The following is a 25915-nucleotide window of genomic DNA, read 5'->3' on the forward strand; positions in this document are numbered from 1 at the left end:
GGCTGAGCAGGCTCAGGGGCGCAGTGCTGATCACAAGAGATAGACCGCAAACCTTTGTAAAGGGCGGTCTATTTTTTTTCATGCAAATTTGATCCACCAAAGGCAAAGCTGTTAGCATAATACCAGGGGAACAAGGAAACCGTCATGTTTTTCCTTTTATTGTCTACACTAAGCATAACGGTACACCGCTAGCTTAAAAATCTTATACATCACCATCTTTCCTTGAAGGGGGACATCTGTTTTGGATGCGCAGTTTCTTGATTTATTGGCCCAGCAATATGATACGGAAGAAAAAGTGATCACCGAGATCATCAACCTTGAAGCGATCTCCAACCTCCCCAAGGGAACCGAGCATTTTGTCAGTGATTTGCATGGAGAGTTCCAGGCTTTTCAGCATGTGCTCAGAAACGGTTCGGGTACCGTCAAAGAGAAAATCAAAGATTTGTTCCGTGAGGAATGGACGGATCAAGAAATCAGTGATTTTGCGGCATTAGTTTATTATCCGGAAGAAAAAATACAGCTGGTTAAAGGAGACCTGTGCAATAAACAAGCCTTGAACCGGTGGTATCGGCAAACGATCGAACACATGCTTAAGCTCATTTCTTATGCCTCTTCCAAATACACGCGTTCGAAATTGCGTAAAGCTCTGCCGGAGCGGTTTGTATATATTGTCGAAGAGCTTCTGTACAAAACGGATTTGACCCACAATAAGGATCCTTATTATGAGGAAATATACCGGCAAATTATCTCCTTGGGGCAGGCGGACAAGCTCATTATCGGCCTTGCTTATACGACCCAGCGCCTGGTGGTTGACCATCTTCATGTGGTCGGGGATATTTATGACCGCGGGCCGGAACCGGATAAAATAATGGACACGTTGATTAATTACCACTCTGTAGACATCCAGTGGGGGAACCATGATGCCTTATGGATCGGTGCCTATTCGGGTTCCCTGGTCTGCCTTGCGAATATTATCCGGATCTGCGCCAGATACGACAACCTGGACATCATCGAAGACGTATACGGAATCAATCTTCGCCCACTGCTGAACTTGGCGGAGAAGTACTATGATGACAATCCGGCCTTCAGACCGAAGCTGCAAGCGGAACACAACGTGTCGGAGCCGGAAATTCTGCAGATTACCAAAATTCATCAAGCCATTGCCATGATCCAGTTTAAGCTTGAAATCCCGATTATTAAGAGACGCCCTTACTTTAATATGTCTGAAAGGCTTTTGCTGGAGAAAATCGATTACGACAAGAATGAAATCAACATTGGCGGAAAAACTTACCCGCTGGAAAACACCTGTTTCGCAACCGTAAACCCGGAGCAGCCTGAACAATTGTTAGAGGAAGAGCAGCAGGTGCTGGAAAAGCTGCTGTTCTCCGTTCAGCATTCCGAAAAGCTGGCCAGACATATGAATTTTCTGATGAAAAAGGGCAGCCTTTATTTAAAATACAACGGGAATTTGCTCATCCACGGCTGTATTCCTTTGGACGAAGAAGGAAACATGGAAGAAATGCAGATCGAAGACCAACTGTATTCGGGCCGTCAGCTGCTCGATGTTTTTGAATATTATTTACGTTACGCCTTTGCGCATCCGGAAGAGACAGATGATCTGGCTACGGATATGGTGTGGTACATCTGGACAGGGGAATGTTCCTCGCTCTTTGGAAAAAGAGAAATGACCACCTTTGAACGCTACTTTATCCAAGATAAAGAAACCCATAAGGAGAGAAAGAACCCGTACTACCATTTGCGTGAACAGGAGGAGATCTGCCGGAAAATCCTGCTGGATTTCGGACTGAATCCGGATCATGGACATATCATTAACGGCCACACGCCGGTTAGAGAAATTCGTGGAGAGAACCCGGTTAAAGCAGGCGGGAAAATGGTCGTCATCGACGGCGGTTTTTCCAAAGCTTATCAGTCTACAACCGGCATTGCCGGATATACCTTGCTGTACAATTCCTTTGGCATGCAGCTTGTGGCTCATCAGAAATTCAATTCCAGAGAAGATGTGTTATGCAACGGGACGGACGTATTGTCTGTAAAAAGACTGGTGGACAAAGAACTGGAGCGGAAGCTGGTGAGGGAAACCAACGTCGGGGAGAAGCTGCAGCAGAAAATATCCAATTTGAAAAATCTCCTGGAATATCGCTATATGAAATGAAACAGCTGCGAAATGGAACCATGGCTATAGGTAAAAGGAGTCGCCCGAGGGCGGCTTTTTTATTTTTAAAAATGTTTTGCCTCCTGCTGTACCCTGACATAATGCTGTCAAGGTGGGTGGTCTAATATTAGTAATGTAAGCAAGACAAACGCCAACCCATTTGAGGAGGAAAATGAAATGACTACAGTTAACCCGAATTGTTACGAGGTAAGTGAAGCGATCCATCCTTTCCATATCGCCGTGCCCCAGGATGATCTTGATGATCTTCGGTATCGTCTGTCCCGGACGCGGTGGCCTGAAGCAATGAACGGGGGCGGCTGGAAATACGGCATTTCACTTGACTACATCAAAGAGTTGGCGTCCTACTGGCAGAATGAGTATGATTGGCGGAAATACGAGGCGCAATTGAACGAGTATCCGCAATTTACAACGACAATCGACGGAGCCCAGATCCATTTCATGCATGTTCGCTCGCCAGAGCCAGATGCATTTCCTTTACTGCTTACCCACGCCTGGCCCAGTTCGATCGTCGAGTTTCTGGAATTAATCGGACCGCTAAGCGATCCGCGCAGCCACGGCGGCGATCCGGCGAACGCTTTCCATCTCGTTATCCCTTCCGTTCCCGGATTTGGATTCTCTGGTCCGGCGCTCGGCTCCGGATGGAATATTGCCCGCATTGCAAAGGCGTGGGATACGTTAATGAAGCGTTTGGGATATACCGAGTACGGAGCACACGGCAGCGACTGCGGCGCTCTTGTATCCAGAGAGCTTGGTATACAAAAGCCGGAAGGCCTGCGCGGTATCCATGTGCTGCAGCTATTTTCTTTCCCTTCTGGAGATCCTGCGGAGATGGAGGGTTTATCGGAAGATGATCAGAAGCGGCTTCAATTTCTGGCGAATTTTCATGAACGGGCGGGGTTCAATTCGATCCAATCCACCCGACCGCAGACGCTCTCCTATGGGCTTGCGGATTCGCCGGCAGGTCAGCTCTCTTGGATCGCGGAGTTATTTAACGGATTCGGCGATCATGTGGATTTTATTGACAGGGATGCACTCCTGACGAATGTCACGCTGTACTGGCTGACCAATACGGCGGAATCGTCCGCCCGGTTATATTACGAGAACGCGCATCAGCAGCAGGAGCCGCAAGGACCAAATCCGACTCCGACAGGAGTGGCCGTGTTCGGAGATGATTTCAAATCGATAAGACGGTTCGCCGAACGCGACAATACCAATATTGTGCACTGGTCGGAGTTTGAGCGCGGCACCCACTTTGCCGCTATGGATGCGCCGGATCTTCTGATTCCTGACATCCGGTCATTCTTCAGCCGATACCGCTGATACCAGAGATATGGGAAAAAGCCAAGAGGGTGATGTTCACCTTCTTGGCTTTTTCATCAAACGCCATTCAGCTGCTCGGCAAACAGCTTGGGCTGCTCCGGGTAGCCGTATGGAAAAGAATCCAGATAAACAATATACTGTATAGGACGAACTAAAGAAATGAATGTCATAGATCTATATCCCTATAACTGTTTTTTATTGAGGTGAACATCAATATGGAAGAAATCGATGATTCAAAACAAATTGTATTACAAATCGGCGGTGCCTTGAAAAAGTACAGAAAAGAAAAAAATATGAGCTTAGACGACTTAGCGGAGTTAACGGGCGTCAGCAAGCTTACTCTGGGGAATATCGAACGTGGCGAGACAAATCCAACTTTGGGGATGATATGGAAAATTTCAAAAGGCATATCTTTACCGCTATTGGCTTTGTTCAAATCAGAAGAACCTGTTAGTTTGTATCGAGCTGGGGAAGGACTGCGGTTTTCTAATGGTCAAAAAAACTGGATCATTGAACCTGTCTTTAAAAGCAACGATATTGAAATGTGTCGGGCATACTTACAGCCAAATAGCTCGTATTACCCGGAAGGTCATCATGTGAATACAACGGAAATTGCGACAGTCATGACGGGTTCCATTGAAATACAAGTCAACGGAGAGATTTACACATTGAATCAATATGATACGATGAGTTTTCGTGCAGACTATGCTCACTCTTATACGAATCCTACGAATAGTGAAACCGTACTCCATATCTCCTTAAAGTATGGTTTCTAAAAGTCGAAATTCCACTTACTAAATACAACTCCGAATTCCATGATAGGGATTCAGAGTTGTATTTTTGTTTTTACATGAGTTTTAGTCTACTATAAAATACTTCTTGTTAAAAATAGTATACTATAATATACTTTTGTTGTTCGCGCGAATGCATTTTTTTCAATCGATAGGAAACAAATCATAGGCATGAATTCAGGAAGGAGAATGGAAGAATGCCGAAACAAAATATAAAAGGGGTACCATCCTCTATAGGGCTGATCATTCTCGGCATTATTGTTATTGCAGCTAATTTACGTACTCCCTTAACCTCTGTCGGTCCTTTAGTGAGTCTCATAAGGGATGACGTTCATATTTCAAATACATTAGCGGGCCTGATCACAACGGTACCCTTGCTTGCGTTTGCTTTATTATCTCCTCTAGTACCGAAATTAGGACGAAAATATGGGGTTGAACGGATCATTTTGATGGCCCTCATCTTCCTGACCGTTGGTATTGTCATACGTTCTTTGTCTGGCGCAGTTGATCTGTTTATTGGAACAGCCATTCTTGGATTCGCCATTGCCGTATGTAATGTATTACTGCCAAGTATCATCAAAAGGGATTTCCCGAATAAAATTGGCTCCATGACAGGTGTTTACTCCATTTCAATGAGTTTATGCGGAGCAATCGCATCGGGAATCAGTGTACCGGTAGCCGTGAACGCAGGTCTAAAATGGCAGGGAGCCTTGGGAATATGGGGGATGCTAAGCTTTGTTTCGGTCCTCTGCTGGTTACCCCAATTAAGAAATCAAACGAAGCAAACGGCCACGACGAGTCAACAGGTGGCCGGCAACGAGGTGAATGTTTGGAGATCCCCGCTTGCCTGGCAAGTAACCTTGTTTATGGGGATACAGTCCATGGTTTTCTATGTGTTGATCGCATGGTTGCCTGAAATTTTAAAGCAGCAAGGAATTGACTCCAGCCAATCCGGATGGTACCTCTCGATCATGCAATTGGCTATGCTTCCATTTACCTTTATTGTCCCCGTTATTGCTGGGCGCATGTCCAGCCAACGTTTGTTAGTAGTGATCACAACCATTTTGCTTTTGACGGGAACGCTCGGGATCCTTTACGGCAGCTCCGATATCATTCTGTTATGGATCATCTTACTCGGAATTGGTGGAGGCTTCGCCTTTAGTTTGTCCATGATGTTTTTCGGGTTACGTACTGAAAATGCGCATCAGGCAGCGGAACTGTCCGGCATGGCGCAATCGATCGGATATCTGCTTGCCGCAATCGGTCCTGCCCTTATCGGATATCTGCATGATACGACAAATAGTTGGAACCTGCCGCTTTTCATTCTGCTTGGCGCTTCGGTCTTACTCTTTCTAGTCGGTTTAGGCGCAGCAAAAAACCGTTATGTCGGTAGCCGAAATCGTTACGAGCTGCCACGGAAAGGATGATTGGAATGTTTGACAAAATGATGGTGGCCATTGATCAAGCTGAAATCACGAACAAGCTCCTTGATGCAGCCGTTGAAATCGCCCGAAACAAACAAACGCAAGTTACCTTGGTTCATGTCAGCCAGGAATATGTGTCGAATGGCATGACCTATGTACCAGAGAATTTCTTGGAAGAAATATTGAACGAAATGGAGAAAGCGGGTTTGGAACAGCTGCAGCAAGCCAAATCTAAATTGAAATCTGCGGGGATTAACCCGGAAACCGTTCATCTTAAGGGTGATCCTGCACATGAAATATTAAATTATGCAAGGGATACCGAGCAGCAGCTTATTATTATCGGAAGCCGTGGGCTAAGAGGCATCAAAGAAATGATGCTTGGAAGCGTCAGCCACAAGGTTTCACAGCTATCCAAATGTCCAGTCCTCATTATGCATTGACTCCTTCGGGAACTGCAGAGATGATATGGGAAAAGCCAAGAGGGGAAGATTACCTTCTTGGCTTTTTTGGTGTCGTCGTCATAAGGCTGATCGGGCGATTCTATCAAAAATATTATGTTTAGATTGCTGGCAAGTCGATTGTTAGATTCGTTGCTAAAACCTATAATGGAGAGTGACATGGAAGGAATAAAACAACAGTTTGATAGATGAATTGAAGAACAAGGAGAGGTCTATGTGTACCATGTAAAAAAAATGTGGAGGTTATTTCTTTGTTTGATCATTATAGCGGGGGCGCTTCCTTTAACAACTATCAATAAAGCGTCCGCCAGTGATGAAGCAGTCGCTGTCCAGTCGGCGGGGAGCGTGAACACGCCAGCCAGCGACGATGTGGTTAGTTTGGCCGAATCCCCCTCTCAGGGAACGAGCGAATCTGACACGGAACCGCTAACGGCTACCGTTGTGGTGGCCAAGGATAAGTTAATCATTGGGGATTCTTCAACGGTTACGATCACGTTCTCGGAAGCGGTGACCGAATTTACGAATGATGATCTGAAGGTGGGTAACGGCACATTAGATCCCTTAACCTCTTCAGATGACGGCATCACCTGGGTGGCGACGCTGGTTCCTAGTCCGAACAGCCAAGTCAAGGATAATGTCATAACGCTCGACTTAACGGGTGTAAAAGATGCTGCAGGCAATCCGGGAACGGGAACCACAAATTCCAACAATTACGAGGTTGATACATCGCGCCCAACGGCTGCGGTTATGACGGACAAGGATAAGCTGGGCATCGGTCAGACTTCAACGGTAACGATCAAATTCTCGGAAGCGGTGACCGGTTTCGATCTAGCCGACATGACTCCGCAAAACGGCACTTTAAGTAACCTAAGCACTTCAGACAACATCACGTACACGGTGACCCTGACGCCCGCAGCGGGTCTCAACGTCCAAAACAATGTCATAACGCTCGCCTTAGCGGGTGTAATAGATAAGGCAGGCAACCTTGGAACGGGAACGATCGCCTCCAACCCCTATGAGTTGGATTCAGAGCGCCCAACGGCCACCGTTGTGGTTGACGATGATAAGCTGGGGATCGATCAGACTTCATTGGTAACGATCAAGTTCTCGGAAGCAGTGACGGGTTTCACGATTGCTGATCTGACTGTACAAAACGGCACTTTAAGTAACCTAAGCACTTCAGACAACATTACCTGGACGGTGAAGCTGACACCCACCACGGGCACAAACGCCACGAACAATGTTATAACGCTCGCCTTAGCGGGTGTAATAGATGGCGCAGGCAACCTCGGAACGGGAACAATCGCCTCTAACCCCTACGAGTTGGATTCAAAGCGGCCAACGGCCACGATTACGATTGCCAATTCCAAACTGATGGCCGGCCAGACTACAACCGTGACATTTACGTTTTCAGAAGTGGTAATGGGTTTCGACTTATATGACCTGACGGTGGCTAATGGTACATTAAGTAACCTCAGTTCGAGTGACGGTGGCAAGATGTGGTCGGCGACCCTGACGCCGGCCTCGGGTATACAGGATAACACTAATATTATCACGCTTGATTATACAGGAGTGGCGGATCTCGCCGGCAATGTAGGTGAAGGAACTATCAATTCCGCCAACTACGAGATTGATACTGTACGCCCAACAGCCACCATTGTGGTTGCCGACAATGAGCTAAAGACAGGCGAAACTTCACTTGTGACCATCACTTTCTCGGAGGCGGTGTCAGACTTTAACTTATCCAGCCTTACGGCGAGTAACGGGACACTAAGTAATCTCACTTCGATCGACGGGGGAAGGACTTGGAATGTTACGCTGACGCCTAAAGCCAACGTTAATGCGGCTGACAATTTCATAACGCTCGACAACAGTAGGGTGCATAATGCGGCCGGAAATTCAGTAGGGGAGGGAGTGACAAAATCAAACCCCTATACTGTCGATACGGTGCTGCCATCTGCGGCATTGAGCCATTTGACCATATCGAGCGGCACATTAAGCCCTTCTTTTGTACCCGAAACGACAAGCTATACCGCCAATGTTCCTTATGCTGTATCCAGCATAAAAGTAAACGCGACAATGAAGGATAACAGCGCCACGATGACCGTGAACGGAAGTCCGGTAGCCAGCGGGCAACCAAGTCAGGATATTTCATTAAACGTAGGTGTAAACTCCATTACGGTGGTTGTAATAGCTGAGGATCATTCGACTAAGACCTACACGATCTCCGTTACACGTGCTAATCGCGAGACAAATGAGGGCGGGAGCCGCGACAATGGTGGCAGTAGCAGCGTCAGTAGTGGTGGAAGTGTAAGCAGCGGCTGTTCAACCACACCGGTAATCCCGAACGATAACAAAATAATCTCTACGGATGGTCAATTAACCCTTCCTCCAGGTAAAGCCGGAGAGGTTCGATTAGGAGATGCCATCTCGATCTCTGTTCCAGCATGTGCGACAAAGCAAGAGCTGAAATTAGCGATCGAAAAAATACCGGACACTCATCAATTTATAACTCATCATGAAGTTTTCCTTAGCCCGGTATTTGAGCTTTCAAAAAATGTACCGGCATACTTCGATAAATCGGTAACACTAACTTTTGCATTTGACCCGGCAAGCTTGAAAAGCAATCAAACGGCGGCTGTTTTTTATTATGATGAAGCGAAGAAAATTTGGCTCATGGTTCCGGCCGGCAGGTTACAGGAAAACCGCATTGCTGTCACTGTCGATCACTTCACAAAGTTTGCAGTACTTGCCATAGATCAGGTAACTGGGTTAACCGTCATCAGCAACCCAGCGGAATTTGGCGATATCTCCGGACACTGGGCGGAAGCCAGCATCAAGCAGGCGGCAGGCACCGGAATCGTCACCGGTTATCCTGACGGCACGTTTAAACCGGGCAAAACGGTCACCCGCGCAGAGTTCGCGGTAATGCTTGTCAATACGCTAGGCCTCAAAAAGACAGGAGCTGAGCTGACCTTTATCGATTCAGCCAGTATCGGTGCTTGGGCACAAAATGGGGTCGCACAAGTGGTGCAGCTAGGCATGATGAACGGATACGAAAACGGTACTTTCCGTCCGAACGCAGAAATCACACGCGCTGAGATAGCCGTCACCATTACCAATGCTGTGGGCCAGATCAGCAAGGGCACTCCGGAAGCAGGCTTCGCGGATGACAGCGAAATTCCGGATTGGGCCAAGGGCAGCGCTGCATTTCTGAAACAAAACGGGATTATGCTTGGGAAAGACGGCAACCGGTTCGCTCCCCAAGAAGCTGCTACAAGAGCTGAGGCTGTGACGGTCCTGCTGAATATGTTCGTACTTCGAGGGTAGATGAAATTTTAATCCTATGAACGATTGATGTCATGAAGAAGGCTTCCGGCATAAACGCTGGGGGCCTTTTCTTGTGACGATTTGAAAAATGACTTTCTATCAGAAGGTATCATGCTAAAAGTTTGTAAAAGTTACCCGAAGAGGAGCCGGTCGATACCCAGGTATTTACGCCTGATTGTCGTCCGGCTTTTTCTCGTTATTTAGTGGGAATTTAATTTCAACATAGGAAAAAAGGGTGCGGGAAGAAAGTCGTATCCCACAAAAACGGTTTAACTCTGATTCGATCCTAAGAAAAGGGATATTCCACAGATGGTGGAGACTGGAAAAAGCGTGTCATTTCGGGGCAGGCGAGAATTTGAACGTTTGGAAAGAGGAGGAGGTGAGCATGAGTTTCGAGTTTTTTCGACGACTAGGCATGATTCCTCATTTTCGGGAAACCGCATTGACTGATTAAAAGCGCATTCATATACTTGAGCCTAAATTTGGATTTGTTAGTTATTTTAACAAAGTAAGGTGGTGGATGACATCGTGATCGGTAGGGGGAAAACCGGGAACGCCAAATTCGTCAAGCAGATGAACCGGGAAGGTATATTGCATCAGCTCCGGCAGGAGCCCCGCTTGTCACGAGCCGAACTGGCAGTAAAAACGAAGCTTAGCCGTCCTTGTGTCTCGGCATTGGTGGAAGAGATGATTCATGAAGGGCTCATTCGTGAGGTGGGTACAGGAGAATCCAGAGGGGGGCGCAGGCCGATCCTGTTGGAATACAATGTGCAGGCGTACGCGGTCGTAGGCGCCGTGTTTGAAGGCAGCGAGCTTGAAATGGCGGTAGCCGATATGAAGGGCGAGCTGATCGCCCAAATGCATACGCGTTTGAAGCAGCCGGTGGATGGGGAATCCGCGCTTCAGGCGCTCGAAGAGACGCTGGAGCGTCTGCTGGATATGAGCGGGACGGACCGGGGCCGGGTGATCGGAATCGGCGTTGGGCTTCCGGGCATTACGCAGCGCCGAAGCGGCACCGTCAGCCATGCTCCAAGCACGGGCTGGATGGACCTCCCCGTAGGCAGGGAGATTGAAGAGCGCCTTCAGCTGCCGGTAGTGCTGGATAATGACGTTAACATGATGACGCAGGGCGAATTTTTCGGCGGGGCCGGGTCTGGCGTATCCAGCCTGGTATATATGTACGTCGGAACGGGGATCGGCGCCGGCATTATCCTTGACAAGCAACTGTACCGCGGAAGCAAGGAAGCCTCCGGTGAAATCGGGTATATGCGGATCGGTGACTCGCCGGGAAGACGCAAAGGCGAATTCGGTGTGTTCGAGAAAAACTTCTCGGTGAACGGCATACACGGTAAAGCGAAGGCGCTCGGGCTTGAGGTCGATCCAGAGACGAGCATTCTCCGGCAGTTAATCCAGCTGAGCGAGGAAGGCAGCTCGCAGGCGGAGGGACTGCTGAATGACGTCTATCACGGCTGGGCTTCAGGAATAGCCAATACGGTCAGCGTGCTCGATCCAGAGATGCTTGTCTTGAGCGGCGAGATGGTCCATTTGAACGAAGCCGGGCTGAACCGGATCCGCGAGCTGCTGCTGGATTGGGTGCCGGTGATGCCGGAAATCCGCTTGGCAGCGCTGCGAGAGCGCGCGGGGCTCATGGGTGCGGTGCACAGCGTGCTTGAAGCGCATTCGTACGCATCCAGATAGTTAACATTTCGAATTATAAATTAGGGGGATTAACAATGGGAAAGAAATGGTTCAAGCTCGGCATGATGTCCATCGCTCTGACAATGACGGTCGGTCTGACCGCTTGCGGCGGCGGAGACAAGGAACAGGCCGCCTCCGGTGAAGCGGGCGGGGACAAGGGATCACAGAAGCTGGTCATCTACACCGCCCGTGACAAAAACGTCGTTGAGCAGATTCTGCCGAAGTTCGAGGAGCTGAACCCGGATATCGACGTCGAAGTGATGACGATGGGCGCCCAGCAGATCATGGAGCGGGTACGCGGCGAGAAGGCCAACCCGCAGGCTGACTTCTGGTGGGGCGGAACGCAGTCCTCTTTTATCACGGCGGCGAATGAAGGGCTGCTGGAATCGTATAAGCCGAGCTATGCGGACAGCATTCCGGCCGAATACAAAGATGAGCAGGACCGTTGGTACGGGGAGATGCTGCTGCCCGAGGTCATCATGTACAACTCCGAGGCGGTGAAGAAAGAGGATGCCCCGAAGGATTGGGATGATTTGCTCGATTCGAAATGGAAGGATCAAATTCTGATCCGCGGCGTCATGGCGTCCGGCACGATGAGAACGATCTATGATGCCATGATTTACCGCCAAGATCCCGCGAATCCGGAAAAAGGCTATGAGTGGCTGAAAAAGCTCGATGCCAACACGAAAGAGTATACGCAGGACCCGACCCAATTGTATTTGAAGCTGGCCCGTCAGGAAGGAAAGCTGTCGCTGTGGAACCTGCAGGACATTCTGATCCAGAAGGAACTGCAGAAGCAACCGTTTGACTACATCTATCCGACCAGCGGTGCACCGATTCTGGTGGATGGCGTCGGTATTATCAAGGGTGCCAAAAACCTGGACGCGGCGAAGAAGTTCTTTGATTTTATTTTTGATGAAGGCCAGCTTAAGGAAAAGGCGGACAAGCTGTTCCAGATTCCAACCCGGACCGATATCGACAAAAGCCAGTTCCCGGACTGGTACAAAAACCTCGATACCAAGCCGCTGGACCTGGATTGGACAGTCCTTGCGGATAAAGAGAAGGAATGGATGCAGTATTGGGATGAGAATATCAAAGGCAAGGGCGGCAAATAACGGGATTGCGGCTTGATGAGCAGAGGTTCTACAACCATATAAGTTAAATCAAAAAATACGATGAAGGCAAGGGAGAAAAATGATTCCGAAGAAGCGGAGCGGTCTAAAAGCTTTCCAAAGGAAAGCTGACATCGAAAGCATATGCTTTGGCTTTTGGATTTCTACCTTAAAGGTCCAATACAACCAAGAAATCCGAAAACAAGAGCGATCATAGGAACATTTTACGTACTTGCCCCCATCATCCATTTCAATAGATCAACTTATGTAGCTACTTATTACATGAAGACGGTCATGCTTGCATCTATACGTGAATGGACTTGAAGGAGGACGAATGATGATCGGAGTCACGCTGGACCGCGTCAGCAAAACATTCGGTGGGGCCAAAGGTGTGGAGGAAGTTGACGTACATATCAATCCGGGCGAGTTTTTTACCTTTCTAGGTCCGAGCGGCTGCGGCAAAACGACCACTTTGCGCATGATCGCCGGTTTCTATTACCCCAGCGACGGACGAATCTTGTTCGGTGAGCATAATGTCACCAACATGCCGCCCAATAAGCGCAACACGGGCATGGTATTTCAAAACTACGCTTTATTTCCGCACATGACTGTGTTCGAGAACATTGCTTTCGGTCTTCAAGTCCGGAAACAGGGAAAGGCTGAAATTAACGAGAAGGTCACGCGCGCTCAAAAGCTGGTGCATCTCGATGGCTATGGGCAGCGCCGCATTGATCAATTGTCCGGCGGGCAGCAGCAGCGGGTTGCGCTCGCTCGTGCACTGGTGATCGAGCCGAATATCCTTCTGCTCGATGAGCCCTTGTCCAATCTCGATGCCAAGCTGCGGGAAGAGACAAGGCAGGAAATCAAGCGGCTTCAGCTGGAGCTGGGCATTACTACGATTTATGTCACGCATGATCAATCGGAAGCGATGTCCATGTCGGACCGGATCATGGTCATGAAGGATGGCGTCGTGCAGCAGATCGGCACGCCGCATGAAATTTACAACCGCCCGGTCAACCGTTTCGTTGCCTCGTTTATCGGGGAGTCCAATCTGTGGGAAGGCACGGTGGAGCGGCTGGAAGGCGGGATGGTAGACGTTCGGCTGGCACCGGATTTGCGGCTGACCGGCCTCGCCAAAAACGCCTCGCCCGAATGCAAGCTGGCGGTGGGACAGAAGGTTACATTGTCGGTACGCCCGGAGGCGGTCCGGGAGGCCGCCGCGTCCGAACGCGGAGAGGCCAATACAATGGCCGTGAAGGTGCTGCTATCGGAATTCACCGGGATCAGCGTGAATTATATGGCTCAGGCCGGCCCGTTGTCCGTGAAGGCGATGTTTGTCGGGCAGGGGCACCGGATGAGGGAGCGGGACGAGGAAGTGTTGTTTACCGTGGCGCCGGACAGCATTTATTTTTTGGAATAGGGGGTGACCCGAAGCGATGAACAAACCTCAGCCTCAATTGGCACCGCCGCCTATTCGCTCAAGCAGCCGCTGGAATTCGCTGACGAGATCGCCGCATTTTGTATATGTGCTGATTGCGCCGTTATTTCTTATCCTACTGGCATATGTCATCTATCCGTTCTTCCAGACGTTCCGGCAGAGTTTGCAGTTGGACGGCGGCTTTTCACTCCAAAACTACTCCCGTTTCTTCAGTCTGGAACATACGGCGAATCTGGAGGCCCTGTGGACGAGCGTATACATTTCGGTACTCAGCGTGATCACCTGCGGCATCGTGGGGGTGGCTATGGCATTCCTGCTCGAGAGGTACGAGTTCCCCGGCCGCAAGCTCTTGTCGGTGCTTGTCCTCGTGCCGATGGCGCTGCCGCCATTGATCGGGGTGTTATCTTTTGAATTTTTGTACGGTTCCAGCGGGATTATTCCGCGGGGACTGCAGCATCTGCTTCATCTGGACAAGCCGCCTTTTACGCTAAAAGGAATCTGGGGCGTGCTTGTGGTCCATACGTTTACGATGTACACCTATTTCTATATGACGGCGTCTTCAGCGATCAAGGGTCTTGATCCGTCACTTGAGGAAGCCGCAGCGAATCTGGGGGCGAACCGGTTCACCATCTGGCGGCGGGTGATTCTGCCCATGCTGACGCCGGCCATCGTTGCGGCATCGCTGCTCGTCTTTATGATCTCGATGGCGTCGTATACCGCGCCGCTCATCTTCGGCATTGAACGGACGATGACGATGCAGATTTATCTGTCCCGCACCAACGGCGACTTGGATATGGCGGCGACGCAGTCGACGCTGCTGTCCGTCGTGTCCATTCTGTTTCTCATTCTGATGCGGTGGTACCAAGGCGCGCGAAACTACCAGAACATGAGCAAAGGTGTCAGTGTTCATCGGACCGAGGTGAAAAGCAAAGCGGGCAGAAACACCGCGATGGTGCTGTCTTTCATCGGGGTACTCGTGCTGATGCTGCCGATCCTTGTGATCGTGCTGCTTGCTTTTTCCGAAGACGGAAAGTGGACGACCCAAGTGCTGCCGCCGTCTTATACGCTGGACCATTTCAAGGATCTCTTCACCGACAGCAAAACATGGCGTCCCATCGCCAACAGCTTCAAAATCAGCATCGCAGCGACGATCGGCAACCTGCTGTTCGGCGTCGCAGCCGCCTATGCCATCGTGCGCATGAACTTTAAAGGGAAGACGCTGCTCGACATTCTGATTATGCTGCCTTGGGCGCTTCCGGGCACGGTCGTGGCCGTGAACCTCATTACCGCGTTCAGCGAGCCCAATGCGTTTTCCTTTGGACAGGTGCTGATCGGGAGCTTCTGGATTTTGCCGCTGGCTTATTTCGTCCGGCATCTGCCGCTGATCTTCCGTTCGACCTCGTCCACGCTGATGCAAACCGACCGCTCGGTAGAGGAGGCGGCGCGAAATTTGGGAGCGTCCTGGTGGTACACCTTCCGCCGCGTCGTGTTTCCGATGGCGCTGAGCGGCATCCTGGCGGGCACGCTGCTTGCGCTTGTGGAAGGCATCGGCGAGTTTGTCGCCTCGATTCTGCTGTATACCAACAAGACGACGCCGATCTCGGTCGAGATTTTTCAGCGGATGTACGCCTTTGAATTCGGAACCGCCTGCGCGTACGGCGTGCTGCAAATCGTCATGATTATTCTCGTGCTTTACGTTTCCCGGAGGCTGACCGGCGGCAATGCCGGCTCCGCGATTTGACGATCCATTTCCCTGAACCTGAAGCGGTAAAAGAACACCTTTTTTCATTACGCGGCGACCTGTCCAATACAAGCCGATTGCGATAATGATACAGGCAGGCAGCGGCATTTGCCGATGCCAAGCCAACACTCACGCTTGAAGGAGGAGAAGTAACTTGAGTCAACGTGAACGGAGTAAGAAACGCAGGGCGAAACAATGGATGGCGGCATCGATGAGCCTGGTGATGGCAGGAACGCTTGCTTTTCAAGCCGGTCCTGGAAAGGCATCTGCTGACAGGGGGGTGGTCGATTTATGGAAAGCCATCAAGCCCCTCACCACCATTGCCAGCGCGATGAATACGGGAGCTCACCCGGATGATGAGCACAGTGCGACACTTGCGTATCTTTCGCTCGGACTTGGCGTGGATACATACAGTGTCATCGCCAACCGCGGGGAAGGCGGACAGAACGAAATCGGCAGCGAGCTTGGCAACGCCCTCGGAATCATCCGCACACGGGAGCTTCAGGAAGCGTCGAAGATTACGAATGTGACGCTGGCGAACCTGAGCCAGAAGCTGGACGATCCGATCTATGATTTCGGATTCTCCAAAAGCCCTGACGAAACGTTGGAAAAATGGGGCGAAGACGTCGCTTATGAGCGGCTGATCCGCCAAATCCGTGAGAAACGTCCGGATGTGCTGATTCCGGCGTTCCTGAACGAGCCTTCGACGCACGGGCATCACCGCGCGATCAACGTGCTGACCGTACGTGCCTTCAAGGATGCCGGCAATCCGCAGATTTTCCCGGAGCAGTTGAAGGAAGGGCTGCAGCCTTGGCAGCCGAAGAAGCTCTATGTACCAGGAACGGAGAAGGCATACGATGTCTCTTTGCCGGTCAACGAATACAATGAGCTGTACGGCGCTTCCTATGCCCAGCTCGGAGAAGAATCCCGCTATATGCACAAGAGCCAGGGTATGGGCCGGCAAGTGGACGAAGGCCAAGGAACGGCCTACTACACACTGCAGGCGTCGGCGGACGGTAAGAAGGACGAAAAGCCGGCAGCGTCTTTGTTCGGCGGGATCGCCTTTACGTTTGACGATCTGGCCAAAGAAATAGACGCCAAAGGAAAAGACAACAAAGTCGCCAAGCAGCTGAACACGCTGCAAAAGGATGCCAACGAAGTGATTGCGGCTTATCCCGCATTTGCGGAAGTCGCCCGCGAAGTTCACGAGATGAAAGCGGACGTACAAACCGCTGTGGAGCTTGTGAAGTCATCATCTTTAGATTCATCGGCGAAAAATGATCTGCTGCACCGCTTGGACGTGAAGGAAAGACAGCTCAATAAAGCCAGTCAGGAGGCGACTTCCGTCGTCGTCAAGGTGAAGCCGGAGACCGGAGAGCTTATTCCGGGGCAAACGACGAAGGTGACGGTGACGGCCTTTAACGGCGGAGACGTGAATGTCGGCAAGGTCAGCCTGAAGCTGAATGTTCCCGAAGGCTGGAATGCGAAAGCGGCGGGAGCGGCGACCTTTGCCAAGCTGGACAAAAATAAGACGGTCCAAACCGAGTTTGAGGTCAACGTGCCGAAACAGGTAGAGGATTTCAATCCCTATGCGCTTCCGCTGATTTCCGCGGATATCGGGTATGAGGCGTTCGGAACGGCGGCAACGCTGCATGCGGTTCCGGATAATGCGGTAGCCGTGCTGCCGCCGGTTGCGCTGTCCCTAAGTCCGGAAGCGGCGGTTCTGAATACGCTGAAACCGGGAGACGCCGTATCGGTCAAGGTGACCGCAACGAATTATGCGCCAGGTGCAGAGAAGACGAAAGTTTCGCTGAAAACGCCGGAGGGCTGGACAGTGGAGCCCGCGGTGCAGGAATTGAGCTTCGCGGCCAAATACGAAACCAAGACGGCTGAATTTACGGTCAAGGCGCCGGAGGGCGTTAAGGCGGGAAGCTACAGCTTGTCGGCTGTATCGAGTATTGGAACGCTGGACAGCAGCAGAACGGTACAGGTCATCCAGTATCCGCATATCGGCAAAACCTATTACGTCAAGCCGGCCAACCTGGCCATTCAAGCGTTCGATCTGAAGGTGCCGGAGGGATTGAAGGTCGGCTATGTGTCCAGCGGGTTTGATAACATTGATCAGGTGCTGCGCCAGGTGGGCATCAATGTGACGAATCTGGATGCCAAAACGATTCAGTTCGGCGATCTGTCGCAGTACGATACGATTGTGCTCGGCATTCGGGCCTATGCGTTCCGGCCGGAACTGATTCCTAGCAATCAGCGCCTGCTCGATTACGCCAAAAATGGCGGCAACCTGGTGGTCCAGTATCACAAACCGGAAGACAAATGGTCGCCGGACCTCGCTCCGTATCCGATCAAGATTGGCGCGCCGCTGATCGAATGGCGCGTCACGGACGAAAACTCCAAGGTGACGATGCTTGCGCCGGATCATCCGATCTTCAACACGCCGAATAAGATTACATCGGCCGACTGGGAGAACTGGATCCAGGACCGCTCCGCCTACAACCCGTCCGAATGGGGCAAGGAGTACACGGAGCTGATCTCGAACGGTGACCCGGGTGAGAAAGAGTTTACGGGCACGTTCCTCACAGCCCCTTATGGGAAAGGGAATTACACGTACAGCTCCATTGTCTGGTACCGCGAAATGCCAAGCCTTGTTCCAGGCTCGATTCGCATGTTCGTGAACATGATCAGCCTGAAGCAGGAAGGGACGGTTTCCACCGGAACCACTCCCCAGAAGTAATGGATGATCGGGCCGGAATGTAGGATGAATCGTTGAAGGATTAGCTTGAAAGGGAATGGCGCGGAGCGATAGGCTTCGCGCCGGACCCTGGATTTTCAAACGGATAAAGACTTTGGCTTCGTACATAAAAACAAACTATGGAGGGGACTGGGGCAACATGAGGAATCGGGAACAGATTTTGGAACGGGAAGGCGGACATTTTCCGGGGCGTACCTATACGGAAGCCGTGCTCGAGCCTGCTTTCGATGAAGCGAAGAACAGCTTGCTCGGGGCGATGATGGCGATCAACAAAGCGCATTTGATTATGTTGAAGGAGCAGGGACTCGTAAGCGGGGAAGAAGCCCTCCAAATCGCGTCGGCCATCCGCGGCCTTGACCTGGAGGGGCTGCGCCAAGCGGAATATACGGGACAGTTCGAGGACCTGTTTTTTCAGGTTGAGCATGAGCTGCATACAGCGGCCGGAGACATTGCCGACAATCTGCATCTGGCCCGCAGCCGTAACGATATGGGGATCGCGATTTACCGGATCGTGCTGCGGGAGAAGCTGCTCGTAACGCTTCGCGGAGCCCTTGCACTCAAGAGTCAGCTGCTTTCGTTTGCAGAGGAGCATAAAGGCACGATCATGATCGGGTATACGCATACGCAGCAGGCACAGCCGACGACGTTGGCCCACTATATTTTGGCGATGGCTGACTCTCTGGATCGCGACATCCGCCGGCTGCAGGCGGCTTATGCCAACAACAACCGAAGCAGCATGGGAGCGGCGGCACTGACCACATCCGGCTTCGCCATCAGCAGGGAGCGGGTGAAGGAGCTGCTGGGCTTCGACGAGCTGATCTATAACTCTTACGACGCGATTGGCGGTGCCGATTACGTCGGCGAGATGATGACGGCCGTGCAGCTGGCCGCGATTAACCTGGGCAGGTCGTCGCAGGATTTCCTGCTGTGGTGCACACAGGAATTCGGCATGCTGCGCGTGGCCGATCCTTACGTGCAGATCAGCTCGATCATGCCGCAGAAAAGAAATCCGGTATCGTTCGAGCATATGCGTGCGCTGCTCTCCAGCTGCGTCGGCAATACCCAGACCGTGCTGACCATGATGCACAACACGCCATTCGGCGATATCGTCGATACCGAGGACGACATGCAGCCTTATGCTTGGAAGGCGCTGAAGGTGCTGGAACGGATGTATCGTCTGCTCTCCTGCGTCATCGGAACCGTGGACGTTAATAAGGAGGTGCTGCGGAAGCGGACCGAGGGCAGCTTTGCCACGGTGACCGAGCTTGCGGATACGCTGGTGCGCTCCGACCGTTTGTCGTTCCGCGGCTCCCATCATATCGTAAGCCGTCTCGTGAAGCGTGCCGTCGCCGATGGACTTGCCGCTAACCAGATTACGCTCGAGCTTGTCAATGAGATCGCACTGGAGGTCATCGGCCGCAAGCTTTCCCTGACGGAGGAGCAGCTGCGAATGGCGCTGGATCCGGTTCATTTTGTGAATATCCGTACGCTCCCCGGCGGACCGGCTCCTTCGGAAATTCAGAGCGTGATCACGAAGCGGAAAGGAGCCCAGCAGACTCAGGAGCAATGGCTGGACGCAGCCCGCAAACAGGCGGAAGGAGCCTTAAAGAACCTGGATGACATCCTGGCCGGCTGGAGCGGCAGCCGATGAACATGGCAACAATTCCTCTGCTGGCCGTAGACGGCGGGGGGACGAAGTGTCTGGCCGTGTTTGCGGATGCCGAGGGCCAGGTGCTGGCGAGCGGGCGTGCGGGATCATGCAACTACCAGGGAGTAGGGCGCGAAGCCGCGGCGCTTGAGCTTATGCGTGCGATCGAGGAAGCCAAGAGGCAGCTGGCGGATCTGGATGTTCAAGGGAATACGCAGTCTGCATTTGACGGGGATGCTGCTCCTCTCCTTTCTCAGGCCGAAGATCCTTCACCTGCCGTAACAGTAGAATCACCGCTGCATGTTGCCTGTGCGGTGTTCGGCCTCGCCGGCCTGGATACTGACTATGACCGTCAGGTGATTGAGGAGCTTGTCCATGAAGCGCTTCGAAACACGCAGGTGCAGGCCGACCGCATCATCGTGGAGAATGACGGCGTGGCCGCTCTACTCGGTGCAACAGGCGGTGCCCCCGGCATTCTGGTCATCGCCGGCACCGGCTCAATCGTGTACGGGATCAATGCGAGCGGGGAAAGCGCCCGTGCAGGCGGCTGGGGCCACCGTGTCGGCGATGAAGGCAGCGGCTATTGGATCGGTAAGCAGGCCATCATCGCCGCACTGCGTGGATATGACGGAAGGAGCGGCGCCACGGCGTTAACGGGTAAGCTGCTGCATCATCTGAAGCTGCGCACGGAAGAGGAACTGTTCAACTGGGCCTACTCCGCGGCATACAGCGTGGAGAAAACGGCCGGGCTCAGCAAGCTCGTGAGTGAAGCGGAGCAGGAGGGAGACGCGTCTGCGCGTATAATTCTCGAGGCTGCTGCCGACGAGTTGTTTCTAGGGGCCCGGGCCGTGATCGAAAGAATCGGATTGGCTGCAGCGGAAGAGCCATTTGCCCTGATTTTGCAGGGAGGTGTGCTGCAGAATATTCCGCTTGTGCGAAGCCGATTGGCGGAACGAATTCGTTCCATCTCGCCTCTGGCCAGCGTTGACGAGGCAAAGATGGAGCCGATTTATGGGGTGATTGCGCAGGGGATGCGGCTGCTGGGGAAGGGGAGTGTTTCGTAGTAGACTGCCGAGGTCTTCCTTCTCGTCCCATACTCTTCCATAAAAACCAATGGTCTAGCTTGAAGCGCCTTTGCTAATGCAGTCACTGTTAGCATAGAAGGCGCTTTTTTCCCCGTTCTCTAGTTCACCGACGCTCCGCTTACTGCAATCAATACTTTGTCGATCGTCAATAAAAGACTGAGGCCCGGAATAGGACGTTCAGTCTTTTTTCGTAAATGCTGCGCCTTGCAGTCCGGCCAACCACGTTAGCCGAGTTCGTCCGTGTGTGCGACGGCTCTGATTTCGATCAGCTGCTCGGGAGACGCCAGATATGTTACGCCGATGCAGCTGCCGGCCGGCCTGTGTTGTCCGATGTATTCCTTGAACAGCCGAATGCATAGGTCGAAGTGCTCTTGCGCGTTTGTCAGATAGATCTCAACATAAGCCAGATTCGACTTTGTGACACCAAACTCTGCCAGTACTCGATCCAGATTTTCCAGCGTCTGCCGGGTCTGTGCCTCGATATCCCCCTCGCCAACAAATGCTCCCTCTGTATCGTGGGAAAATTGTCCCGAAATGTAAATCGTGCCGTTGACGCTATAGCCCTGGGTAATGCCATGATCCCAAAGATCGTGATTGTAGGTTTTCACTGTAGTCATTTTTTTCTCTCCTTTACTTCAAAGTAAGGCAAGTATAAGATGAGAAAAAATAAAAATATAGTACGCACTTTATTGATAGGTACTATCAGAAAGGATAGCGCAATTATGAGCATGGCTGAGTATAAAGGCAAAGTGAAAAATATTCAGGACACCCCATTTGGGTACACATTATCCGTTATTGGCGGCAAATGGAAAATGGTGATTATCTACCTTCTGGCAGAAAATCAACCGGTTCGCTTTAATGATCTGAAGAGACAGATCGGGGCTATTACTTTTAAAACATTGAGTTCACAACTTAAAGAATTGGAAGCGGATGGGATGGTGAAACGGAAAGAGTATCCTCAAGTTCCTCCAAAAGTCGAGTACAGTCTTACGGAGAAAGCGGAGACACTCTTACCCGTTTTGGAAGGGTTATGCGAGTGGGGGGTGAAAAATCAACCGAAGACATGAGGCTTTCTATTAACGGGAAACGTTAGTTCAACGCCGGCAGCATTGTTATAAATCGTAAATATGCATTGGAGGCAAAATATGAAGCTTTCGGATGATGATTTGGTAATTCGATTACATAAACGGTCAGATACAGCAAACATTGTAACCATGATCAATCGTGACCCATTTCATATGTTGAACGGGCTAACGGCCGAAGCGTTTGAGCAGGATTTAGATGAACCCGGGGAACGAATTCGGGATAACACGTTCGTTGTTGAGCTTGGACAGACAACCGTCGGTTATTTTTCATTATGTTTCGTTGAACGGACTACACACATTTCCGTGTATTGTTACGGGACGGTGGACATGGATTGGCGCAGGCGAGGCATTGGTACGGCAATGTTTAAGTTCATTTTCGCTCGACTGGAAGCAATCGCAAGGCAAGAGGCAAAACAAATCCACTTTATTCATCGTGCACTCACGAGTATTTCTGGAGAAACCGCTCTTGGTGCTAATTTTGGCATGCAGGTGCAAAACAGCCTGAATATTTTGTGCTTAAACGACCTAAACCACATCAAAGTTTCGAGCCCTCCATCAGAATTTGAATTCCGTCCCCCTACGCTAGAAGATGCTCCAATTTGGGCAGAGATTTATAACAATGCATTCGATGGTAACAAAACGGTCGAGAGTGTCATTCACGAATTTCAGGGAACTGGTTTTTCGCAAAACCTGTATATGCTATGTGTCAATGAAACGGGGACAGCGGTTGGCCTCCTTTGTGCTACATTTCGAGGAATTCATGCCAGAATACCGACTATTGCAGTAAAGCGTGAATGGCACAGACGGGGTATTGGGGAAGCGATGCTATCCGAAATACTGCAAAGGCTTCAGCATTCAGGTGCAGTTGATGTTCGGTTAAGTGTAGACAGTAGCAACGATGCGGCTAAAGGGCTCTATACAAAATTTGGTTTTCAGGAGGAATATCAAAGAATTCATTATGAAGCGATCTTCTCACAAAATTAAAAATGGACGAACGCTGGTCAAGAGGATGGTTTAAATTAGCAATCCATAATAAACGGACTGAATGGAAATGTTGTAAAGTGTAGTCAATGGAAGTACACCACATCAACAATAGGAGAACTGTAAATGAGAAAACTTGTTTTGTTTTTGCATTCATCGCTTGACGGATTTGTAGAAGGTCCAAACGGCGAAATGGACATTGGCTGGGTTTCCTACGATGCTGATTTGGAGAAACTCGCGAAAGAAATTCTGAGTACTGCCGACACTGTCATTTGGGGACGTGGGACTTATCAGATGATGCACGGTTACTGGCCATCTGTGCCATCGGATCCATCAGCTTCGCAGCATGAACTGGATCATGCCGAGTGGATCGAAAAGACCAATAAAGTCGTTTTTTCCACAACGTTGGAGAAGGTTGAGTGGAACAATTCCAGACTGGTGAAAAATAATGTAAAAGAAGAGATCATGAACCTTAAACAGCAGCCAGGCAGAGATATGGTCATCCTCGGCAGTCCTAGGTTCGCGCATTACCTTATGGAGCTTGATTTAATTGATGAGTATAAGATCACAGTTTCTCCAGTCCTGATCGGCAGTGGGTTACCGTTATTCCAAGGCATCAAAGAGAAGATCAATCTTAAACTTATCGAAAACAAAACTTTTGATTCTGGTGCCATTGGTCTCGTTTACCAGGCGGTAAAATGACCTTGCTTTCGTAAATTAGAATGCGTAGATGAAGAAAAATAGCTCAATCAGACAGAACGGCAGCCGGCGAAATTGCTCGGCTGCCGTCGTTCCGTAAACGGGCAGTTAAACCATGAATAAAACAGGCACCATGAGTGCATGTTTGCCTATTCTGAACGAACTAAACATGTAGAGTTATGTGTCATTGATTATTATGAAAAACCGAGGTGATGATTGTGGAAGAGTTACTTTCACGAATGAAACATATTCACGGAAGGATGATTGACGGAAGGCATCATTTCTGGGACGTAGAGAAACTATGGGAGTTATCTAAGGACTTACCCGTTCATACCATCAAGATTGATTCAATAAAGGAACTGGATCAGGATTGTTGGTTTAAAGATAGCAGGAGGACCCCAATTCCAACGATACGCAATGTTGCGCTTCATTGTCAGCGGATTATCAACGCCAACATGGAGTACCCCATATTATTGTGTTCAGACGGACAATTAATTGATGGGGGACATCGAATTGCAAAAGCATTAATGGATGACAAAAGTGAAATTGATGCCGTGTATATTACATTGCCGACGGCGGATGTGATTCAATGAAAAAACTCTATAAGCGAAAATCCTTGACCTACAGTTAACTCTAGGCCGTATACTTCAACTAAACACGCAAGAAATACAGAAGATCTAACGAAGACTAGGAAAGGAGATTGGAGAAAAAGATGTGATCTGCATCATCGGCATGTCTGAAAATGATCTTAGAAAATAGAAACCATACTAGAATTGGAGATTCAATTCATAATGAGCAAAAATAATGCAAGAAGTGTTTTCGGCCTGGCTTTGCTGCTGGGTTTATTTTCGACGTTAGGCCCGTTTACGATTGATATGTATTTACCGGCATTTCCTGAAATCGCACAGAATTTCAATACGAGCGCGTCACTCGTCCAGTTTAGCCTGACGGCTTGTTTGCTTGGATTAGGCATAGGTCAGCTCGTTATGGGCTCGCTAAGCGATGTGTATGGCCGGCGGAATCCGCTGCTGATTTCCATGGCCGTGTATATCATCTCCTCGTTGGCTTGCGCATTCGCGCCCAATATTGGCTTGCTGATCCTGTTCCGATTCGCCCAAGGGTTTTCCGCTTCCGCGGGAATCGTTATCTCGCGAGCCATAGCCCGCGATCTGTACAGCGGCCACGAACTTACTAAATTTTTCTCTTTGCTGCTGCTCGTAGGTAATTTGGGTCCACTTGCTGCACCGATTGCAGGCAGCGGCATTCTTTCGTTCACAACGTGGATCGGCGTGTTTATCGCGCTGTCTTTGCTGGGGATTTACTTGTGGGCGATGACCAAGTGGCGCTTGAAAGAGACGCTCCCAACGGAAAGACGCGAGAAACCCAACTTCGCGAACCAGCTGCGCAGCTACGGAATGCTCTTGCGTGACCGCCAGTTCGTCGGCTACATGCTGGCACAGGGAATTATGATCGCGGGTGTCTTTGCTTATGTTTCAGGAACACCTTTTATTTATCAAAATATTTATGGGGTCACACCAGCCGTTTTCGCCTTGCTATTCGGATCAAATGGCATCAGCTTGATTATAGGATCGCAATTGGTCGGGCGGATGGCGCATCGCATATCTGAACAGGCTTTTCTGCTGTTTGGCCTATGGGTAGCCTTATCTGCAAGTATCGTTGTTCTAGTGGTCGCTGTATTCCATGGTCCGCTGTTCGCCTTGGTCATTCCGCTGTTTTTCTTTGTTTGCTCCATAGGCATTACATCCACTGCGGCGTTTCCGCTTGCCATGGAGAGACAGGCGAATATGGCGGGGAGTGCTGCCGCGCTCCTGGGGGTCATCCCTTTTCTGCTAGGTGCGGTGGTTGCTCCTATGGTTGGGATTGCCGGTGAAAATACCGCCGTTCCGCTCGGCCTGATTATTTTAGCGACGAGCACGGCAGCCATGCTCGCTTATTTCGGACTGGTAAGAAAAGCTCCGCGTGAGGCATCACAACAAGCTCAAATCCGAGCCTGATTTTTAGATCAGATTGAGGAAGTAAAGCTAAGTTAAACGAGAACAATAGCCACAAACAACACAACGGCAGCCGGCAATTAGTCGGCTGCTGTATTTGTACTTTAAGACCAACCGCGGAGTGACCCCTGGAAG

19 protein-coding genes are annotated in these 25915 nt (G+C 50.5%); 18 read left to right on the forward strand and 1 reads right to left on the reverse strand.

Going from position 1 to position 25915, the window contains the following annotated elements; all coding sequences use genetic code 11:
- The first annotated feature begins 241 nt into the window (after nucleotides 1-241).
- The 13 genes from K2F33_RS11650 to K2F33_RS11710 all read left to right on the forward strand — a co-directional run bounded on the left by K2F33_RS11650 (nucleotide 242) and on the right by K2F33_RS11710 (nucleotide 20982).
- The gene (locus tag K2F33_RS11650; protein ID WP_263881744.1) at nucleotides 242-2173 is read left to right on the forward strand and encodes a fructose-1,6-bisphosphatase; all 1932 of its coding nucleotides are present in this window, start codon (nucleotides 242-244) and stop codon (nucleotides 2171-2173) included.
- Nucleotides 2174-2350: 177 nt separating this feature from the next.
- Complete coding sequence (locus K2F33_RS11655; RefSeq protein ID WP_263881745.1) at nucleotides 2351-3514, forward strand: epoxide hydrolase family protein; 1164 nt, start codon at nucleotides 2351-2353, stop codon at nucleotides 3512-3514.
- A 215-nt stretch (nucleotides 3515-3729) separates the two neighbouring features.
- Entirely contained in the window at nucleotides 3730-4290 is a 561-nt protein-coding gene (locus K2F33_RS11660; protein ID WP_094597087.1) for a helix-turn-helix domain-containing protein, read from the forward strand.
- 212 nt (nucleotides 4291-4502) lie between these two features.
- Complete coding sequence (locus K2F33_RS11665) at nucleotides 4503-5732, forward strand: CynX/NimT family MFS transporter (protein ID WP_145141189.1); 1230 nt, start codon at nucleotides 4503-4505, stop codon at nucleotides 5730-5732.
- Nucleotides 5733-5737: 5 nt separating this feature from the next.
- Entirely contained in the window at nucleotides 5738-6169 is a 432-nt protein-coding gene (locus tag K2F33_RS11670; protein WP_263881746.1) for a universal stress protein, read from the forward strand.
- A 234-nt stretch (nucleotides 6170-6403) separates the two neighbouring features.
- Entirely contained in the window at nucleotides 6404-9517 is a 3114-nt protein-coding gene (locus K2F33_RS11675) for an Ig-like domain-containing protein (RefSeq protein WP_263881747.1), read from the forward strand.
- Between the two features lie 528 nt (nucleotides 9518-10045).
- A complete protein-coding gene (locus K2F33_RS11680) occupies nucleotides 10046-11215 on the forward strand; it encodes an ROK family transcriptional regulator (protein WP_263881748.1) in 1170 nt (389 codons plus the stop codon).
- A gap of 35 nt (nucleotides 11216-11250) precedes the next feature.
- Nucleotides 11251-12330 carry an extracellular solute-binding protein gene (locus K2F33_RS11685; RefSeq protein ID WP_263881749.1) on the forward strand — a complete coding sequence of 360 codons (1080 nt, stop codon included), beginning with the start codon at nucleotides 11251-11253 and terminating at the stop codon, nucleotides 12328-12330.
- Between the two features lie 334 nt (nucleotides 12331-12664).
- A complete protein-coding gene (locus tag K2F33_RS11690; protein ID WP_212985528.1) occupies nucleotides 12665-13747 on the forward strand; it encodes an ABC transporter ATP-binding protein in 1083 nt (360 codons plus the stop codon).
- 16 nt (nucleotides 13748-13763) lie between these two features.
- Nucleotides 13764-15506: an ABC transporter permease gene (locus K2F33_RS11695; protein WP_263881750.1), complete on the forward strand. Its 1743-nt coding sequence runs from the start codon at nucleotides 13764-13766 to the stop codon at nucleotides 15504-15506.
- 199 nt (nucleotides 15507-15705) lie between these two features.
- Nucleotides 15706-18252: an NEW3 domain-containing protein gene (locus K2F33_RS11700; protein ID WP_412973999.1), complete on the forward strand. Its 2547-nt coding sequence runs from the start codon at nucleotides 15706-15708 to the stop codon at nucleotides 18250-18252.
- 157 nt (nucleotides 18253-18409) lie between these two features.
- Nucleotides 18410-19921, forward strand: coding sequence for an argininosuccinate lyase (gene argH / locus K2F33_RS11705; RefSeq protein ID WP_263881751.1), 1512 nt, complete (start codon nucleotides 18410-18412; stop codon nucleotides 19919-19921).
- Nucleotides 19918-20982, forward strand: a complete 1065-nt coding sequence (locus tag K2F33_RS11710; protein WP_263881752.1) for an N-acetylglucosamine kinase — start codon at nucleotides 19918-19920, stop codon at nucleotides 20980-20982. The genes argH and K2F33_RS11710 overlap by 4 nt, the downstream gene beginning before the upstream one ends.
- 245 nt (nucleotides 20983-21227) lie before the next feature.
- On the opposite strand, the gene K2F33_RS11715 is transcribed toward K2F33_RS11710, so the two are convergent.
- On the reverse strand, nucleotides 21228-21620 hold the full coding sequence (locus K2F33_RS11715; RefSeq protein WP_263881753.1) for a RidA family protein: 393 nt from the start codon (nucleotides 21618-21620) through the stop codon (nucleotides 21228-21230).
- A 105-nt stretch (nucleotides 21621-21725) separates the two neighbouring features.
- Here K2F33_RS11715 and K2F33_RS11720 point away from each other — a divergent pair, with 105 nt between their 5' ends.
- The 5 genes from K2F33_RS11720 (at nucleotide 21726) to K2F33_RS11740 (ending at nucleotide 25783) form a co-directional block, all read left to right on the forward strand.
- Complete coding sequence (locus tag K2F33_RS11720) at nucleotides 21726-22070, forward strand: winged helix-turn-helix transcriptional regulator (protein ID WP_145028534.1); 345 nt, start codon at nucleotides 21726-21728, stop codon at nucleotides 22068-22070.
- A gap of 78 nt (nucleotides 22071-22148) precedes the next feature.
- The gene (locus K2F33_RS11725) at nucleotides 22149-23072 is read left to right on the forward strand and encodes a GNAT family N-acetyltransferase (protein WP_263881754.1); all 924 of its coding nucleotides are present in this window, start codon (nucleotides 22149-22151) and stop codon (nucleotides 23070-23072) included.
- Between the two features lie 123 nt (nucleotides 23073-23195).
- On the forward strand, nucleotides 23196-23771 hold the full coding sequence (locus K2F33_RS11730; protein ID WP_263881756.1) for a dihydrofolate reductase family protein: 576 nt from the start codon (nucleotides 23196-23198) through the stop codon (nucleotides 23769-23771).
- A gap of 215 nt (nucleotides 23772-23986) precedes the next feature.
- The gene (locus tag K2F33_RS11735; RefSeq protein WP_263881757.1) at nucleotides 23987-24361 is read left to right on the forward strand and encodes a hypothetical protein; all 375 of its coding nucleotides are present in this window, start codon (nucleotides 23987-23989) and stop codon (nucleotides 24359-24361) included.
- A 198-nt stretch (nucleotides 24362-24559) separates the two neighbouring features.
- The gene (locus K2F33_RS11740) at nucleotides 24560-25783 is read left to right on the forward strand and encodes a multidrug effflux MFS transporter (RefSeq protein ID WP_263881758.1); all 1224 of its coding nucleotides are present in this window, start codon (nucleotides 24560-24562) and stop codon (nucleotides 25781-25783) included.
- Nucleotides 25784-25915 lie beyond the last annotated feature (132 nt).

Source organism: Paenibacillus sp. PSB04 (assembly GCF_025809195.1).
Lineage (GTDB): Bacteria > Bacillota > Bacilli > Paenibacillales > Paenibacillaceae > Paenibacillus_AQ > Paenibacillus_AQ favisporus.

What these genes read in the sequence shown, in the direction of transcription:
- K2F33_RS11655 (WP_263881745.1), top strand. Translation starts at nt 2,351, where the DNA reads ATGACTACAGTTAACCCGAATTGTTACGAGGTAAGTGAAGCGATCCAT.
- K2F33_RS11660 (WP_094597087.1), top strand. Translation starts at nt 3,730, where the DNA reads ATGGAAGAAATCGATGATTCAAAACAAATTGTATTACAAATCGGCGGT.
- K2F33_RS11665 (WP_145141189.1), top strand. Translation starts at nt 4,503, where the DNA reads ATGCCGAAACAAAATATAAAAGGGGTACCATCCTCTATAGGGCTGATC.
- K2F33_RS11670 (WP_263881746.1), top strand. Translation starts at nt 5,738, where the DNA reads ATGTTTGACAAAATGATGGTGGCCATTGATCAAGCTGAAATCACGAAC.
- K2F33_RS11685 (WP_263881749.1), top strand. Translation starts at nt 11,251, where the DNA reads ATGGGAAAGAAATGGTTCAAGCTCGGCATGATGTCCATCGCTCTGACA.
- K2F33_RS11690 (WP_212985528.1), top strand. Translation starts at nt 12,665, where the DNA reads ATGATCGGAGTCACGCTGGACCGCGTCAGCAAAACATTCGGTGGGGCC.
- K2F33_RS11695 (WP_263881750.1), top strand. Translation starts at nt 13,764, where the DNA reads ATGAACAAACCTCAGCCTCAATTGGCACCGCCGCCTATTCGCTCAAGC.
- K2F33_RS11700 (WP_412973999.1), top strand. Translation starts at nt 15,706, where the DNA reads ATGGCGGCATCGATGAGCCTGGTGATGGCAGGAACGCTTGCTTTTCAA.
- argH (WP_263881751.1), top strand. Translation starts at nt 18,410, where the DNA reads ATGAGGAATCGGGAACAGATTTTGGAACGGGAAGGCGGACATTTTCCG.
- K2F33_RS11710 (WP_263881752.1), top strand. Translation starts at nt 19,918, where the DNA reads ATGAACATGGCAACAATTCCTCTGCTGGCCGTAGACGGCGGGGGGACG.
- K2F33_RS11715 (WP_263881753.1), bottom strand. Translation starts at nt 21,620, where the DNA reads ATGACTACAGTGAAAACCTACAATCACGATCTTTGGGATCATGGCATT.
- K2F33_RS11720 (WP_145028534.1), top strand. Translation starts at nt 21,726, where the DNA reads ATGAGCATGGCTGAGTATAAAGGCAAAGTGAAAAATATTCAGGACACC.
- K2F33_RS11725 (WP_263881754.1), top strand. Translation starts at nt 22,149, where the DNA reads ATGAAGCTTTCGGATGATGATTTGGTAATTCGATTACATAAACGGTCA.
- K2F33_RS11730 (WP_263881756.1), top strand. Translation starts at nt 23,196, where the DNA reads ATGAGAAAACTTGTTTTGTTTTTGCATTCATCGCTTGACGGATTTGTA.
- K2F33_RS11740 (WP_263881758.1), top strand. Translation starts at nt 24,560, where the DNA reads ATGAGCAAAAATAATGCAAGAAGTGTTTTCGGCCTGGCTTTGCTGCTG.